At 73.3% G+C, this 15372-nt stretch carries 12 protein-coding genes and 1 pseudogene; 7 read left to right on the top strand and 6 right to left on the bottom strand.

The window, feature by feature from the left end; genetic code table 11:
* Positions 1-21: 21 nt before the first annotated feature.
* The gene (gene sbnB / locus DDQ41_RS19400) at positions 22-1146 is read left to right on the top strand and encodes a 2,3-diaminopropionate biosynthesis protein SbnB (protein WP_394342187.1); all 1125 of its coding nucleotides are present in this window, start codon (positions 22-24) and stop codon (positions 1144-1146) included.
* Between the two features lie 142 nt (positions 1147-1288).
* A complete protein-coding gene (gene sbnA / locus DDQ41_RS19395) occupies positions 1289-2383 on the top strand; it encodes a 2,3-diaminopropionate biosynthesis protein SbnA (protein ID WP_109295612.1) in 1095 nt (364 codons plus the stop codon).
* Positions 2384-2895: 512 nt separating this feature from the next.
* Here the strand turns inward: sbnA and DDQ41_RS19390 are convergent.
* Together DDQ41_RS19390 and DDQ41_RS19385 are read right to left on the bottom strand one after the other, a co-directional pair.
* Complete coding sequence (locus DDQ41_RS19390; protein WP_109295611.1) at positions 2896-3981, bottom strand: mandelate racemase/muconate lactonizing enzyme family protein; 1086 nt, start codon at positions 3979-3981, stop codon at positions 2896-2898.
* A 104-nt stretch (positions 3982-4085) separates the two neighbouring features.
* Complete coding sequence (locus DDQ41_RS19385) at positions 4086-5414, bottom strand: hypothetical protein (RefSeq protein ID WP_109295610.1); 1329 nt, start codon at positions 5412-5414, stop codon at positions 4086-4088.
* A gap of 176 nt (positions 5415-5590) precedes the next feature.
* On the opposite strand from DDQ41_RS19385, the gene DDQ41_RS19380 reads away from it, so the two are divergent.
* From DDQ41_RS19380 to DDQ41_RS19370, 3 genes are all read left to right on the top strand, one after another.
* Positions 5591-6724: a DegT/DnrJ/EryC1/StrS family aminotransferase gene (locus DDQ41_RS19380; RefSeq protein WP_109295609.1), complete on the top strand. Its 1134-nt coding sequence runs from the start codon at positions 5591-5593 to the stop codon at positions 6722-6724.
* A gap of 299 nt (positions 6725-7023) precedes the next feature.
* The gene (locus tag DDQ41_RS19375; protein WP_262508507.1) at positions 7024-7713 is read left to right on the top strand and encodes a hypothetical protein; all 690 of its coding nucleotides are present in this window, start codon (positions 7024-7026) and stop codon (positions 7711-7713) included.
* On the top strand, positions 7713-8453 hold the full coding sequence (locus DDQ41_RS19370) for an amidohydrolase family protein (RefSeq protein WP_109295608.1): 741 nt from the start codon (positions 7713-7715) through the stop codon (positions 8451-8453). Before DDQ41_RS19375 ends, DDQ41_RS19370 begins: the two co-directional genes overlap by 1 nt.
* Before the next feature lie 915 nt (positions 8454-9368).
* Here DDQ41_RS19370 and DDQ41_RS19365 read toward each other — a convergent pair.
* Positions 9369-10337: a dihydrodipicolinate synthase family protein gene (locus DDQ41_RS19365; RefSeq protein ID WP_109295607.1), complete on the bottom strand. Its 969-nt coding sequence runs from the start codon at positions 10335-10337 to the stop codon at positions 9369-9371.
* Positions 10338-10457: 120 nt separating this feature from the next.
* Here DDQ41_RS19365 and DDQ41_RS19360 point away from each other — a divergent pair, with 120 nt between their 5' ends.
* Entirely contained in the window at positions 10458-11426 is a 969-nt protein-coding gene (locus DDQ41_RS19360; RefSeq protein WP_109295606.1) for an LLM class flavin-dependent oxidoreductase, read from the top strand.
* Positions 11427-11688: 262 nt separating this feature from the next.
* On the opposite strand, the gene DDQ41_RS19355 is transcribed toward DDQ41_RS19360, so the two are convergent.
* The 3 genes from DDQ41_RS19355 to DDQ41_RS19345 are packed head-to-tail and all read right to left on the bottom strand — an operon-like array spanning position 11689 to position 14860.
* Positions 11689-12591: a carbohydrate ABC transporter permease gene (locus tag DDQ41_RS19355; protein ID WP_109295605.1), complete on the bottom strand. Its 903-nt coding sequence runs from the start codon at positions 12589-12591 to the stop codon at positions 11689-11691.
* Positions 12591-13604: a carbohydrate ABC transporter permease gene (locus DDQ41_RS19350; protein ID WP_109295604.1), complete on the bottom strand. Its 1014-nt coding sequence runs from the start codon at positions 13602-13604 to the stop codon at positions 12591-12593. Before DDQ41_RS19350 ends, DDQ41_RS19355 begins: the two co-directional genes overlap by 1 nt.
* Positions 13601-14860, bottom strand: a complete 1260-nt coding sequence (locus DDQ41_RS19345; protein ID WP_109295603.1) for an ABC transporter substrate-binding protein — start codon at positions 14858-14860, stop codon at positions 13601-13603. The genes DDQ41_RS19350 and DDQ41_RS19345 overlap by 4 nt, the downstream gene beginning before the upstream one ends.
* Positions 14861-15090: 230 nt before the next feature.
* On the opposite strand from DDQ41_RS19345, the pseudogene DDQ41_RS19340 reads away from it, so the two are divergent.
* A pseudogene (locus DDQ41_RS19340) lies at positions 15091-15279 on the top strand (DnaB-like helicase C-terminal domain-containing protein); the annotation flags it as partial.
* Between the last annotated feature and the right edge of the window lie 93 nt (positions 15280-15372).

Genomic DNA, 15372 nt, shown 5'->3' with positions numbered 1-15372 from the left:
GAATCCGCCATGGAATCCGCCATGGAGTCCGGCACGGAATCCCCGAAGCGCCACGCCCACCCCCACCCTCGCCCCCACCCTCAAGGCCCGGGCGTTCCGGAGGCCGCGGAGGCCGCGGAGGCCGTGCCCTCGTTCGCGGTGATCCCGGGCGAGCAGGTGCAGCGGGCGCTGCGGGGCCACGAGAAGCGGATCGTCGAACTCGTCGAGGCCGCGTACCGGCTGCACGGCCAGGGCCGTACGGACAGTCCGCCCTCGTACTTCCTGCGCCTTCCCGATCGGCCGGGGTCGCGGATCATCGCGCTGCCGGCGTCGCTCGGCGGGCAGGAGGGTGTCGACGGCATCAAGTGGATCTCCAGCTTCCCCGACAACGTCGCCGCGGGCATCCCCCGCGCCTCGGCCGTGCTGATCCTCAACGACCACGACACCGGCTACCCGTTCGCCTGCCTGGAAAGCTCCATCATCAGCGCCACCAGGACGGCCGCCTCGGCGGCACTGGCGGCGGACCGGCTCAGCCGCGGACGGGCGGCCGGGCGGCCGTCGCGGGTCGGGTTCTTCGGCACCGGCCTGATCGCCCGCTACATCCATACCTTCCTGGCCGGCACCGGCTGGTCCTTCGACGAGATCGGGGTGCACGACATCGCGCCGGAGAGCGCGGCCGGGTTCCGCTGCTACCTGGAGCAGTCCGGCACTGCGGGCCGGATCAGTGTCCACGAGGACCCCGAGGAGCTGATCCGCTTCAGCGACCTCGTGGTCTTCGCGACCGTCGCCGCCGAGCCGCACGTCGGCGACCCGTCCTGGTTCGCGCACAACCCGCTGGTGCTGCACGTCTCACTGCGCGACCTCGCCCCCGAGATCGTCCTCGCCTCGGCCAACTTCGTGGACGACGTCGAGCACTGCCTCAGGGCCGGCACCTCCCCGCACCTGGCCGAACAGCTCACCGGAAGCCGGGACTTCCTCAACGGCACGCTCGACGACGTGATCGCCGGGCGCGTGGCGCTCCCGTCGGACCGGCCGGTGGTCTTCTCGCCGTTCGGCCTCGGGGTGCTGGACCTCGCGGTCGGCAGATGGGTCTACGACGAGGTGGCGCGCTCCGGTGGGCTGCACGTCGTCGACGGCTTCTTCCACGAACTGCGCCGGTACGGCTGAGCGGATCGGACGCCGATGAGGAGGCTCATTGCAGGACTGGTCCCAGGAGAGATCAAGGGTCAGGTCTCCGTAGCAGTTACGGACGACTCCACGGCCGCTGACGCAGGGGCCCCGCGGGCCCGCTGCAGATGAGGAGGCCATCGTGCCTGTCATTTCCGTTCCCCAGGACTTCAACGAAGACGATCTCTACATCGACCTCGAGTCCGTACTCGGGCATGCGCTCTTCCTGAAGTGCGAGGGCTTCAACTTCGCCGGCTCGATCAAGCTGAAGGCCGCGATCGAGATGGTGGAGGCCGCCGAGCGGGACGGGGTCCTGACCCGGGATTCGATCCTCGTGGAGTCCTCCTCGGGCAACCTGGGCGTTGCGCTGAGCATGATCGCGGCGAGCAAGGGCTACAGGTTCCTGTGCGTCACCGACTCCCGCTGCAATCTGACGACCCGGCTGATGATGGAGGCCCTCGGCAGCCAGGTGCACGTCATCGCCAGTCAGGAGGCGAGCGGCAGCTTCCTGGGCGCGCGGATCGACTACCTCCGTGCGCTGTGCGCCTCCGACAGCCGGTACGTGTGGCTCAGCCAGTACACCAACCCGGGCAACTGGCGGGCGCACTACCGCAGGACCGCACCGGAGATCGCGCGCCGGTTCCCCGAGCTGGACACGCTGTTCGTCGGCGCCGGAACCACCGGCACGCTGATGGGCTGCGCCCGCTTCTTCCGCGGCTGGCACCGGCCGGTGCGGATCGTCGCGGTGGACAGCGTCGGGTCCGTGACCTTCGGTGGTGAGGCGGGGCGCAGGATGATCCCCGGGCTGGGGATGAGCATCCGCCCCCCGCTGCTCGACGAGTCCTACGTGGACGAGGTGATCCGCGTCGAGGAACGGGACACCATCCGGACCTGCCACCGGCTGGCCCGCCGCGGGTTCCTGTTCGGCGGCTCCACCGGCACGGTCGTCAGCGGCGCGACGGGCTGGCTCGCCGAGCACGGCGACGACGGTCGCACGGCCGTGGCCATCGCGCCGGACCTGGGCGAGCGCTACCTCGACACCGTCTACCAGACCAACTGGCTCCAGGGGCTCTACGGTGACGACGTCCTCGACCCCGAGCTGACAAAAACCGAGTCCTGGATCCTGCCCACCCCGCCCCCTCCGGCACCCTCGCCGGGCGGACGGCGCCCGCACATGCGGGCGGGCGGCCGCGCGGGCCGTCGGCGCCACCGGCGCAAGAGCGGCGGGGAGTCCTGAGCGCGGAGAGGGACGGAAAAGGACGGAAAGAGACGGGAAGAGGCGGAAAGAGATGGGAAGAGGCGGGAAGGGATGTAAAGGGGATGGAAAGGTGATGGAGGCGGACGGAGAGGACGGGGCGTCTGGCGGGGCTCGGCGACGGGGCTCGTCCAAGGGGCTCGGCGACGGGGCTCGGCGACGGGGTGGCGCCCCGGGTGCCTCGCACGGGGCGGGTGGGCGGAGCCCCCGGTTAAGGGACGCACTCACCGCGCCCGGCAGAGGGACGCGTCCACCCCGCCCGCCCGCACGACCCGCCCACTCGGCCCGCCGGCGGACCGGCCCGCCGTGCGGCACGGCTCGTGACCGCCGGGCACTCACAGCGGAGTGCGGGGCCGTGCGCCCGGCCGGAGGCTGGCACCCGGCACCCGGCACCCGGCACCCGGTCGGCACCCGGGCTCGGCGCCGGCACCCTACGCGGACCGCGGACCCCGGGACGCGGACCGCGGGACCCGGACCCCGGGACGCGGCCTCGCTCACAGCGGCGTCAGCCGGTGCCCCAGCCCGGGCAGGTCAGGGAGCTGGACATGGCCCGTGCCGTCCGTCGCCGCGAAGGGCTCCGGGGCCAGCGGCTCTTGCTCGACGAGCAGGGGGCCGACCAGATCGGGTGGGACCGTGGCGTGCGGGAGGGCCGCGGAGAGATGGGCCGCCGCGAGGGTGGCGACACCCAGCTCCGGCATGGTTCCGATCTTCACGGCGAGCCCCGCGGCCTCGGCGACGGCGGCGATCTGACGCGCCCGGTGGAGGCCGCCGACCTTCAGGATCTTGATGTTGAGTACGTCGGCGGCCCCGCGGCGGACGATCTCCAGGGCGTCATGCAGCGACTGGAGCGACTCGTCGGCCATCACCCTGGCGCCGCCCTGGGCGCGCAGTGCGGCGAGCCCGGCCAGGTCCCAGCGGGGCAGGGGCTGCTCCACGAGGTCGAGACCGGCGTCGCAGAGGCGCGCGACCGTGCGGAGGGCGCTGCCGGGCGCGTACCCCTCGTTGGCGTCGAGGGAGAGCGCCACCGCGTCGGGGACCGACTTGCGCACGGCGGCGACGAGTTCGACGTCCCGGTCGGGGTCCTCGCCGCCCTTGAGCTTGATGTGGGAGAAGCCGCACCCGGCGTACCGCGCGGCCTCCTCGGCGCTCTCCTCGACTCCGCCGAGTCCGACGACCCAGGTGGTGGGCACGCGGCTCATCACGGCCCCGCCCAGGAGGAGATGCGCGGGCCAGCCCGCCGCGCGGGCCGCCAGGTCGTGCAGGGCGAGGTCGAGCGCGGCCTTGGCCAGGTGCTGGCCGCGGATCGCGGCGTCCATGGCCGTGTGCGCCCCCGCCAGATCGCGCGGGTCGCGGCCGATGAGGGCGGGCGCGGCGTGCTCGGTGAGGGCGGCCCGCAGCCCGGCCAGGGTCTCCCCGGTGTACGGGGTCATCGGCGAGGCCTCGCCGAAGCCCGACGCCCCGTCGGCGGTGCGTACCTCCACCAGCAGGCTGACGAGTTCGGGACTGGTTCCGCTGCTGATCGCGAACGGGCGGCGGTAGGGGGCGCGGACCACTCGGGTGTGGAACGAGGCGATCTTCAAGCCGGCTCAGCTCCTTCGCAGCTGTCGTTTCGGTCCGGACCGTAACTTCCCGCACGGCGGCCGTACGCAAACGGACGGCGGTGGAGGCGGCGGCCGCTGATCGGCTACAGCCGCAGCCGGTACACGATCGGCGGCCGGCCCGTCCGCCCCTCCTGGCGGATGCCGGTGGGAACGGCCGCGCCCGCCCGCTCCAGCCGCTTGAGTATCCGGCGCGCGGTGCGCTGCTGCACGGACAGGTACTCGGCCACCGCATGGGCCGTGAGCGCCTCCCCCCTTTCCCCGGAGGCGAGTTCACGCAGCCGGTCGAGGGTCTGCGGGCTGACGCCCGAGCGTCGCGCCAGCAGGGCCGCGCCCCCGGGCGGGGCGGTCCCGCCGTCCGCCTCCCCGCCGCCGTCCGCGGCGGCACCGTCGATGACGATGTCGACGTCGTCGGTCATCGACACGACGCCCGCGGCGGGTCCCACGGACCGGGCCCGGTTCACCGCGCGGCGCGCGAGGGCCTCCGCCTCGGCCGCGGTGCGCCCGACGCCGAAGCCGACATGGGCCGTGCCGTGCCGGGCGGCGAGGCCGTCGAGGAAGGGCATGCGGGTGAACCGGTCGGTCGCCTTCTCCAGCACACCCCGGGTGGTGACCACGAGCCGACGGCCGTCGGGCAGGGCGGCGAGGCTTCCGCCGAGCACGCGCACTTCGTCGGCCAGCCCGTCGTCGGCAGGCCCACCGCCCGCAGGCCCCTCGCCCGCGGTTCCACCGCCCCCAGACCCACCGCCCGCCGGCCCGTCGCCCGCCGCCGGAAGGTCGATGACGCCGAGCACGACCTGGGCGTCGCCGCTCTGCCGGCCCGCGGTCGCGAGGGCGAGCGCCCGGAGGGTCGCGAGGATCGAGTGCCGCGAGGGGGCGAGGCGTACCGCGTGGGTCCGGTGCTCCAGGACGTGGAACGCCGAGCCGAGACAGGTGATCGCGACCCTGGCGCCCCTGGTGGCGCGCGCGTCGAGATGGAAGTCGACCAGGTCCTGGGCGGTGAGGCCGGGCCGGTGGGGCAGCACCCGTATGTGCTCGGTGGGGAGCTTCGCCTCGGTGAGCGTCTCCAGCACCTCGTCGCGGCGGAGGGTGTCGATGGAGACGCGGGAGACGTCGTGGCCGAGGCGGAGCAGTTCGACCAGGGCCCGCAGCAGGGTGGCGCCGCTGTAGGGCACATACATCGCGGGGCGGTCCAGGACGCCGGCCGCGACGGCGAGGCCGTGCGGGACGACACCCGTGAACAGCAGGGCGTCCGCGGCCGAACCGGCGCCGGTGACGACACCCGTGGTCTCGTCCTCGTGGCGGTACGGGAGCGGCAGCAGCCGGACGAAGGGGTCCTGCCCCGCCTCGCCGCCGACCGCGACGACCCTGCGGACCAGGTCCTCGGGACCTATCACGCCGACCGTGAGCGGCATGGCCCGGTCTCCGTTCTGCTGAGGCCGCGAGCACGACCTGCGGGGGATGGAGCGCGCACCGGCGGACGGCCGGGGACGCGCTGCGCGGGCGGTCCGCGCGTGATTGACGGCCGGCCACCGGGGTTCTAGTTTCGGCCCAGGCCGTAATCGCGTGCTGCCGAGAGGATAGTCCCCCCATGCCGCAACGGGAAACGCCACTGCCCACGGTTCTCGAACCACGCGGCAGGACCTTCGGCGAGGAGGAGCGCGCAGCGGTGCTGCGGGTCCTCGACTCGGCTGTCCTGTGCGGGGCGTTCGGCCGGGAGGCCCGGGCTCTGGAGTCGGAGATGGCGGCGCTGTACGGGCGCGCCGAGGCCGTGTCGTCCAGCTCGGGCACGGCCGCCCTGCACATCGCGCTCGCGGCCGCCGGGGTGGGACCCGGTGACGAGGTGGTCACCACCCCCGTCTCGGACTTCGGCACGGTCGCACCGGTCCTCGCCCAGGGCGCCCGGGTGGTGTTCGCGGACGTGCGGGCCGACGACGGCAACCTCGACCCGGCCGCGGTGGAGGCCGCGATCACCCCCCGCACCCGGGCGGTCGTCGCGGTCCATCTCTTCGGCGGCGCCGCGGACGTGGCCCGGCTGCGGGAGATCTGCGACCGGCACGGGATCCTTCTGGTCGAGGACTGCGCGCAGGCGTGGCTGGGCGAGGACGAGGACGGCCGACTGCTCGGCACCGCGGGCGACATCGCCTGCTTCAGCCTCCAGCAGTACAAGCACATCACGGCGGGCGACGGCGGTCTGTGCATCACGGACGACCCCGAACTGGCCCGCGGGATGCGGCTGTTCATGGACAAGGGCTGGGACCGCTCGGAGGGCCGCATCCATCGAACGATGGGACTCAACTACCGGATGACGGAACTCGTCGCGGCGGTGGCACGGGCCCAGCTCGCCAGGGTCCCCGAGGTCGTGCGACTGCGCCGGGAGCGGGCCGCCCGGTTCGCGGCGGCCGTGGAGCGGCTCGTTCCGGCCCCCGGCGTCCGCCTCCCGTCCCGGCGGGCCGGGCACGCCTGGTGGGTGATGCCCCTGCTGGTGGACGACAACTCCCGCTGGGCGCACGGACTTCAGGACGCGGGGGTGCCGGCCCTGCGCGGCTATCTGGAGCGGCCGCTGTACGCCAATCCGGCACTCTCGGGGCACCACCCGGGCCCGTGTCCCCGGGCGGAGACGCTGATCGACCGTACGCTGCTGGTGCTCCAGTGGAACGAGGGATACACCGAGGACGACGTCGACCGGATCGCCCGGACACTGGGCGAGGTGGGAGCGCGATGAGTACGAGCACGGCGGCGGACCGCGACCGGCCGCCCACGCACGACCGACGGCACGTACACGACGGACCACCCGCGCACGACCGACGGCACGTATACGACGGACCACCCGCACACGACCGGCCGCCCGCGCACGACCGACGGCACGTACACGACGGACCACCCGCACACGACCGGCCGCCCACGCACGACCGACGGCACGCACACGACGGACCACCCGCGCACGACCGACGGCACGTACACGACCAACGGCCCGCGTACGACTGGCTGACACCGTCTCCGCGGGAGCGGATCGGCTGGGACGTGGACGTGCTGTACGGGCCGTGGCCCCGCCACCACCGGGACGTCACACTCGCGGAGGTGCGCAGGCGCCTCGAACACTCCCCCGTGGGCGGCGCCCTGGCCCTGTCCACGCGCGGGCCGCTGTTCGACGACCGGGCGGGCAACGAGGAGACGCTGCGCGACCTCGCCGGCTGCCCGGAGCTGCGGCCGGTGGGCACCGTCGACGTCCGGGACGCGATGACCGCCGAGGACCGGCTGGACGAACTGGCGGCGGCCGGGGTGCGCTTCCTGCGGCTGTTCACCGCCGAGCAGGCCGCCGAACCGGGCTTCCCCGGCTACCGGCGGGTGGTCGAGCTGGCCCTGGCGCGCGGGATGGTGCTCCTCCACGACGGTGATCCGCGGCGCTACGGCCCTCCCCTGATGGGCCGGGGAGCCGATGTGGTCTTCCTGGACCTGCACGCCTATCTGCTCGCGGACTTCCTGCTGATGGCGCGCGAGGAGCCCGGGTTCCGGGTCACCACGCGGATGCTGTCGGGACCCGACTCCGTCGAACGGGTGGTGCACTCGGTGGGGGCCCGCCATCTCGTCTTCGGCTCGCGCACCCCGTTCATGGACATCTCACCGTCGACCCTGCGGTTGCGGTACGCGGACATCTCCGACGACGAGCGCCACGCCGTCGCCACGGGGAACGTCGAGGAGCTGCTGAGCTGATGCCGATCATCGATGTGCACGCCCACGTGGGCCGCTGGCAGTTCCACCTCAGCTGCGGCGACGCCGACGACAACCTGCGTCTGATGGACCGCTACGGCATCGACCTCCAGCTGGTCTCGGCGTCGGAGGCGGTGGTCCACGACGCGGTCGCCGGCAACTCGGCGCTGACGAAGGAACTGGCGTCCCGGCCGCGCCTGTACGGGTACGCCGTGGTGAACCCGAACCGGATCGAGGAGAGCGCCGCGGACCTGCGCCGCTGCCTGGACTCAGGGCGGTTCGTCGGGGCGAAGATCCACACGCACTATCCGGGCCGGCTGCCCGGCTCGCGGGAGATGGCCGGGGCGTTCGACGTGGTCGCCGAGGCGGGTGTGCCGCTGCTGCTGCACACCTGGGGACGGGAGGTCCTCCAACTGCCCGACATGGTGGCCTCGCGACCGGGGCTCAGGGTGATCATGGGCCACGCGGGCGGAGAAGCCTGGCGCGAGGCGGCGCACGCGGCCGCCTCGTGCGAGGGGCTGTACCTGGAGCACTGCCGTACCGCCGCCGACTCGGGCCGGATCGCGTACGCGCGGGAGGCCGGGGTGCCGGTGGAGCGGCTGCTGTTCGGCACGGACGCAACACTGATCGACCCCTGCTGGTCGCTGGGGGTCCTGCGGGACGCCGGGCTCACCCCCGCGGAACTGGACCGGGTGCTGTGGCGGAACGCGGCGGACCTGTTCGGGCTGGAGATCCCCGCCTGAGGTACCGGGGCCGCAGGGCCGGGGGTGCCCGGTCGGCCACCCCCGGCCCGTTGCCCGCGCTGCCGCCGGGCCACCTCGCGGGCCCCGGCCCGTCCGTCGGGGACCGGCCGTCCGTCGGGCCCCGGCCCGCTTGCCGGACCCACGACCGCCCGCGTATCCCCCGTGCGCCGGCCCCCGGGCGCCCGTCCGCCGAACCGCCGAACCCGCGCACCCGGGCACCCGGGCACCCGCGGCGCCTTTCGACGTCTCCTTCAACTACGTGCAGGCCGAAACCGCGCACACGCGCACTCGCACGCGCGGGATTGTCGACACGTCCGGGACTTCTCCGGCGAGGACGACGGCGCACATACGCGCACGCACGGGATGTCGTTCAGCGCCGTCTCGGGCAGGGGCAGAAGCCGCCGCGCACACGCGCACGCGCACGCGCGGGATGTCGGGCACGACGGTGACGTCGCTGTCCGCCAGGAGCCGCGCACACGCGCACGCACGGGATGTCGCCCAGATCACCACCCTGCTGGAGGCCCACCCTCCACGCACACACGCACGCGCGGGATGCCGCACGGAGGCTCACTCGGCACGCGTGATCAGCGGCACGCACACACGCACGCGCGGGATGCCGGCTCCCTCGGCTGCTCCGGCGACCTCGCGCCGCCGCGCACACGCACGCGCGCGGGATGTCGGGGCCGCTCCAGCAACTCGATCCGCTCCTCCAGTGCGCACACGCACGCGCGCGGGATGTCGCGTGAAGCTCGCGATCGCGCGGAAGGGATAGTCCGCGCACTCGCGCACCCGCGCAACACGCCCGCCCCGATCAACCGGCCCGAGCAGGTCGACCCCGCGCACCTGCGCATCCGCGAAACCGCGCACCTGCGAACACCCGGGGCGGCCGCGACCATCCGCCGGTCCCCGGCCGGCTCAGTGGGGAGTGTCCGGCTCCTTCGCGAGTTCCTCCAGGCACTCGACCACCGCCCGGCGTTCCGCGCCGGGCAGGCGCGGGCCGTACGGATCGTGGGCCGCCTCCTCCGGGAGGATCCCCTCCCACACCGCCGCCCACAGCATGCGCTGCACATAGCCCTCGATCGGATCGAGGAACGTGGCCCCGGCGAAGGCGTCGAGCCGTGCCGAGGCCCGGACGAACGCCCCGTGGTCGCCCTCGCGCCAGGCGTCCAGCACCGCGGTCGTCAGCGGTACGCGGGCCGCCGCGATGCCGACGAGCGCCGCGTCGGCGCCCCACATCAGCGAGGGGCCGAACATCCGGTCCTCGCCGGTGACGACCAGCTTCCCGGTGGGCAGTGCCGCCCGGATCGCGTCCTGGCAGGCCATCGCCCGGTCCAGGGTGGCGAGTTTGAGGCCGGCCGCGGACGGCAGACCGAGCAGCCTGCGGACCAGCCGCGGCGGGTAGGGATATCCGCCCGCCTCGCCGTGCAGCAGGAAGCCGAGCACGGGAAGCCCGCTCGCGGCGGCCGCCTCCCGGTGCAGGGCGACGGCCGCGTCGTCGTCGCCGGCCAGCAGGGCGGGCGGATAGACCATCACGGCGTCGGCTCCGCCCTCGGCCGCCCGTACCGCCATCGCGACGGTGGCGTCCACCACGTCGCGCGGCCGCTCGGCCCGCACGGACCGCGGCACGCCGGCTCCCGCCACCACCGGCCCTTCCACCGCGGACCGCCAGACCCCGAGCACCCGGCCGCGGTCCTCCTCGGAGAGGTGCAGCCCGCGGCCCGTGTGCGCCCAGACGGCGACTCCGCCGACCGACTGCCCGGCGACGTAACCGGCGTAGCGGCGCAGCGCCGCGAAGTCGACGACGCCGCGCGCGTCCATGGGCGTCGCGACCGCGGGCAGCACCGTGCCGCGGAGCCGGCGCACCAGCAGGTCCGTCGCGGGCATGGGCGTCCTCTCCCGTCTGCCGCGGTCGTCGCGGTCGTCGCGGCCATCGCGGCCATCGCGGCCATCGCGGCTACGCTAGCCTTTGCGGTCCGGACCGTAAAGGAAGGGATTCACGCCCCGATGCGCCTCGGCCTCTACGTCAACCTCTATGCGGACAAGGCCGACCGGCCACGGTTCGCCGACGCGGTGGAGCAGGTCCGGCTCGCCGAACAGGCCGGGTTCTCCTGGGTGGTGCTGGGCGAGCGCCATCTGCACCGGCCCGGCTACCACGAGGCGATCACCTCCCTGGCCTATCTCGCCGCGCACACCGAGCGGATCGGACTGGCGACGGCGGGCCTCATCGCACCGGTCCACCAGCCGGTGTGGCTCGCCGAGGCGCTGGCGCACATCGACGTCCTGTCGGGCGGCCGGCTCACCGCCGGCTTCGTCCTGGGCTACCGGCCCGAGGAGTTCACGCTGTTCGGCACCGGGCCCGAGGAGCGCGTGCCGCGGTTCGAGGAGTGCCTGGAGCTGCTCACCCGGCTGTGGACCGAGGAGGAGGTGACGTTCGAGGGCCGCTGGACCCGGGTCGAGGGTGCGTATCTGTCGCCGCGGCCCGTACAGGACCCGCGGCCCGGGATCTGGAACGGTGGCCGGGTGCCCGCCGCGCTGGAGCGCACGGCCCGGATGTGCGACGGCTGGACCACGTCCTTCAACGAGACGGACGAGGAGCTGCCGGAGAAGATCCGCGCCTACCGTTCCTACCCGCGGGGTCCCGGCTCGCTGGGCGCCGAGGTCATCGTCTGCCGCGAGGGGTACGCCGCCGCCACCACCCAGCGCGCCCGGGATGCGCTGGAGCGGCCGCTGCGGGCGCTGTACGACGCCTACGGCGACTGGAAGCGCACCTCGGCGGACGCGGCGCGCTACGCCCAGCAGTGGGACGACATCGCGGCCCGTTCGGTGATCGGCTCGATGGACGAGTGCCGTGAACGGATCGGCGGGTACGCGGAGATGGGCGCCGACGGACTGGTCCTGCGGGTGCAGCCGCCGGGGATGCCGCAGTCGGACGCGCTGCGGGCCATCGAGGCGTTCGGAGAACTCGGCGGCTGACCGGTGGAGCGGGCGGCGGGGCCGCCCGTCGGCGGGGGTGGCGGGAGGTCGGTGAGCCCGAGAGGGCGAGCGCGGTCACGAGGGCGCGGCAGCCCGGCACGTCAAGCGAGCCCAGGGGAACGCACGAGCCCGGGCGACCCGCCACCCCGGGGAACGCGCCGGCCCAGGGGCGCGCGAGGCCGGGCGGGCCCGGGACGGGCACGCTCTCAGAGAGGCCGAGCGAGCCCGAGACGACCTGCCGGGACGCGCGGGGCGGGCCGGGTCAGGACTTGAGCCCGGATGTGGCGATCGAGTCGGTGAGGTAGCGCTGGAGCAGCGCGAAGACGAGCAGACAGGGGACGACGGTGATGGTCGCCCCGGCCATGACCTGGTTGATCGCCACGTTCTCCCCTTCCAGGGTGGCGAGCCCGACGGTGAGCGTGCGCATCTCCTCCGACTGGCCGATGACCAGCGGCCAGAGGAAGTCGTTCCAGTGCCACAGGAAGACGAACACGCCCAGCGTGGCGAGCACGGGCCGGATCAGCGGCACCACGACCGTCGTGTAGATCCGCCATTCGGAGGCCCCGTCGATCTTCGCCGCCTCGAACAGCTCGTCGGGCAGCTGCACGATGAACTGACGCATCAGGAACACGGCCTGCGAGTTCGCGAGCGTCGGCACGATCAGGCCCCAGTACGTGTCCACGCCGCCCAGTTCCGAGACGAGGATGTAGTACGGGATGAGGGTGGCCTGGAACGGCACCATCAGCGTCGCCAGGAACGACCAGAAGAGGATCTCCCTGCCGGGGAAGCGCTTCTTGGCGAACGCGTAGCCGGCCATGGACGAGAACAGCAGGATGAGCAGCACCGACACCAGCGAGTAGACCAGCGAGTTGACGGCCCAGCGGGTGATGTCGGCGCCGGCCAGGACGTCGGCGAAGTTGTCCGGGGTGGCGCGGCCGACGTCGAGGGCGCCCGGGAGGGTCTGGCCGCCCGCGGGCGCGAACGCCACCAGCACCATGACGGCGAACGGCGTGACGGTCACGACGGCGACCAGCACCAGCAGCACGGGCAGGCCCAGCCGGGCCGCCGCCCGCCGCGGGGGCCGCGCGGTCCCGGCCTGGCGCGGGGAGACGGGCCCGGGGGCGGGGGCCGCGGCCCGCTCGGCCGATGTGGGCGGGGTCGCCATCAGTCCGCGTCCCTTCCGACGAGTCTCCGCTGGATGAGCGAGAACACCAGGACGATCACGAACAGGACCAGTCCGACGGCACTGGCGTAGCCGAAGTCGAAGAACTTGAAGCCGGAGTCGTAGAGGAAGTACACCAGCGAGTAGCTGGCGCGGACCGGCCCGCCCGCCGTCATGACGTACATCGCGTCGAAGACCTGGAAGCCGAGGATCGCCTCGATGACGAGGACGAAGAACAGCACCGGCCGCAGCAGGGGCAGCGTCACCCAGCGGAAGCGCTGCCAGCCGCTCGCGCCGTCGATGGTGGCGGCCTCGGTGACCTCGCGCGGGATGGACTGCAACCCGGCCAGCAGGATGAGCATGGAGTAGCCGAAGCCCTTCCACGCGGAGGCCGCGGCGATGGACGGGAGGACGAGGGACTCGCTGCCGAGGAAGTCGACCGGACCCGCGCCGAGCAGGCCGAGGGAGGCGTTGATCAGCCCGTCCTGTACCTCGTAGATCCACTTCCAGATGACGGCGGCCAGCACGATGCTGGTCACGTACGGGAGGAAGAACAGGCCGCGGAAGAAGCCGCGCATCCAGAGCGTGCGGTGGAGCAGGACGGCCGTGCCGAGGGCGAGGACGACGGTCATCGGCACGTACAGGGCCGTGTAGACGACGGTGACGCCGAGGCTCTCCCAGAACAGGTCGTCGCCGAGGAGCCGGGTGTAGTTGCCCGCTCCGATGAACGTCCACTCCCCGCTGAGCCGGTAGTCGGTGACGGAGAGGAACGCCGCCCCGAGCGTCGGCCCGAAGCGGAACACGACGAACAGCGCGAGCATCGGCGCGACGAACGCGAGACCGGTCAGCGCCTCGCGCCGCCGCGGGATCCCGCTCCGTGCCCCTGCGGCCGCGGGGGCGGCCCGGGGCCCGCGGCCGGGGGAACCCGTGCCCTCCGCACCGGAGGACGGGCCGCCCGCTCCCGGCGGTCCGCCGCCCTCGTCCGGGGCGATCTCGTCGGTGGCGGCCTTCCTCAACGCTGACGCGCCAGCAGTTCGTCGGCCGCGGCCGCGGCGGCGGCCAGAGCCTCCTCGGGGCTCTTCTTCCCGGTCAGGGCCGCCTGGATCTCCGGGCTGAGAAGTGCCATCAACTGACGGGCCGCCGGGTTCGGCTCACCCGGATGGGTGCGGTCCAGCGCCTCCTCGTACTCCTTGGCGTGGGCGCCGCCGTGCGGCACGGTCACATCGGTCCGCGGGGAGAAGAAGCCGCCCGCCCTGCCCATGGACTCGATCTGGGCGGGCTGGACCATGTAGGCGATGAACCTCTCGGCACCCTGGACGTCGGCGGACCTGGCGTTGATGCCGAGCCCGCCGGGCATGCCGAAGCAGACCTGCCCGCCGGGGCCGGTGAGGGCCGGGCCGACGATCACGTTGCCCTTGCCCCAGGCCTTCTCGGCCAGCACCGCGTCGGCCGGGGTGTTGGTGTAGCCCATGGCGACCTGCTGCCTGCCGAGTGCCTGGTCGGTGAAGAGGTTGGCGTTGTTCATGGCCGACCTCGGCACGGCCCCGCTCTTGTAGAGGTCGACGAGGAAGGTGAGCGCCTCGACGCCCTCGGGGCTGTTGAACGCCGCCTTCCTGCCGCCGTCGGCGAAGACCCTGCCGCCCGCCTGCCACAGCAGCGGGTAGAAGCTCATGTTGAGCGAGGCCTCGTTGCTGGCGGAGTAGTCGAGCGTGGACGCCCCGGCCTGCTTCAGCCTGGGGGCGGCGGCCCTGACGGCGTCCCAGGTCGCGGGCGGCTCGGTGACCCCCGCCTTCTCCAGCAGCTTCCTGTTGTAGAGCGTGCTGGTGACGGTGTGGTAGATCGGGGCCGCGTACACCTTGCCGTCCCGGCTCATGGCCTCCAGGGCAGTCGGGCGGAAGGCGCTCCGGGCCTCCCCGATGGCCCGGTCGACCGGGCGGAGCGCACCGGTGGCCTGGTACTGGGGGATCTGGTCGGGACCGAGCAGGACCACGTCGGGGCCCTTGCCGCTGCCGAAGGCGGTGGCGAGCTTCTGGTCCCGGTTCTCCCAGGGCAGCAGTTCGATGCTGAGGTCGACGCCCTTCTCCTTCGCCTCGAACCCCTTCTCGATCCCGTCCCAGTAGGCGGCGTTGGCCTTGGGATCCATGATCACCGGGTACATCCACACGGTGAGCTTCCCGGACCCGGAGCCGCCGTCGCCGCAGCCGGCGGCCGTGAGCATGGTGAGGGCGAGCAGTGCGAGAGGAACGGTGGCGCGCTTGAACCCTGTCTTCATGGGGGCCTCCGGAAGCCCTGGGGACGTGGGGAAACGAGCGAAGAGCCCGGCGATTTCGGCCTGGGCCGAAAGTAACCGCGCAGTTTTGGGGTGTCAATGCTCCCTCAGCGACCCCTCCGCGCGGCGGTGTTACGACATCGGCCGAAAGGCGTAGTGCGGCTGCGCGTCGGCCGGGCGGCGGCCGGGCGGCGGCCGGGCGGCGGCCGGGCGGCGCTGCGGGCACGGCGCCGTCCGGCTCCATCGAGCAGGACGCCGACATGGTGATCCTGCTGCACCGCGAGGACGCCTACGAGAAGGAGTCGCCGCGCGCGGGCGAGGCGGATCTGATCGTGGCCAAGCACCGAAACGGACCGACGGCCACCATCACGGTCGCGTTCCAGGGCCACTACTCGCGGTTTGTGGACATGGCACAGACCTGAGCCTCCGTTCGGCGGCGGGGTGCCGTCGACCCCGGCCCGGAAGCCGGATGGAGCTGGTCCATGACCCCACCTCGTGAAGCGCTGCCGTTCAGT

It is taken from the genome of Streptomyces spongiicola, from assembly GCF_003122365.1.
Lineage (GTDB): Bacteria > Actinomycetota > Actinomycetes > Streptomycetales > Streptomycetaceae > Streptomyces > Streptomyces spongiicola.
The sequence above is the reverse complement of the archived record's forward strand: the minus strand, read 5'-3'. Positions and strand labels throughout refer to the sequence as shown.

Bases quoted from the DNA above. Each gene is read 5' to 3' on its own strand.
- sbnB (WP_394342187.1), top strand. From the start codon at position 22: ATGGAGTCCGGCACGGAATCCCCGAAGCGCCACGCCCACCCCCACCCT.
- DDQ41_RS19385 (WP_109295610.1), bottom strand. From the start codon at position 5,414: ATGCCGCTCACGGTCGGCGTGATAGGTCCCGAGGACCTGGTCCGCAGG.
- DDQ41_RS19380 (WP_109295609.1), top strand. From the start codon at position 5,591: ATGCCGCAACGGGAAACGCCACTGCCCACGGTTCTCGAACCACGCGGC.
- DDQ41_RS19370 (WP_109295608.1), top strand. From the start codon at position 7,713: ATGCCGATCATCGATGTGCACGCCCACGTGGGCCGCTGGCAGTTCCAC.
- DDQ41_RS19365 (WP_109295607.1), bottom strand. From the start codon at position 10,337: ATGCCCGCGACGGACCTGCTGGTGCGCCGGCTCCGCGGCACGGTGCTG.
- DDQ41_RS19360 (WP_109295606.1), top strand. From the start codon at position 10,458: ATGCGCCTCGGCCTCTACGTCAACCTCTATGCGGACAAGGCCGACCGG.
- DDQ41_RS19355 (WP_109295605.1), bottom strand. From the start codon at position 12,591: ATGGCGACCCCGCCCACATCGGCCGAGCGGGCCGCGGCCCCCGCCCCC.
- DDQ41_RS19345 (WP_109295603.1), bottom strand. From the start codon at position 14,860: ATGAAGACAGGGTTCAAGCGCGCCACCGTTCCTCTCGCACTGCTCGCC.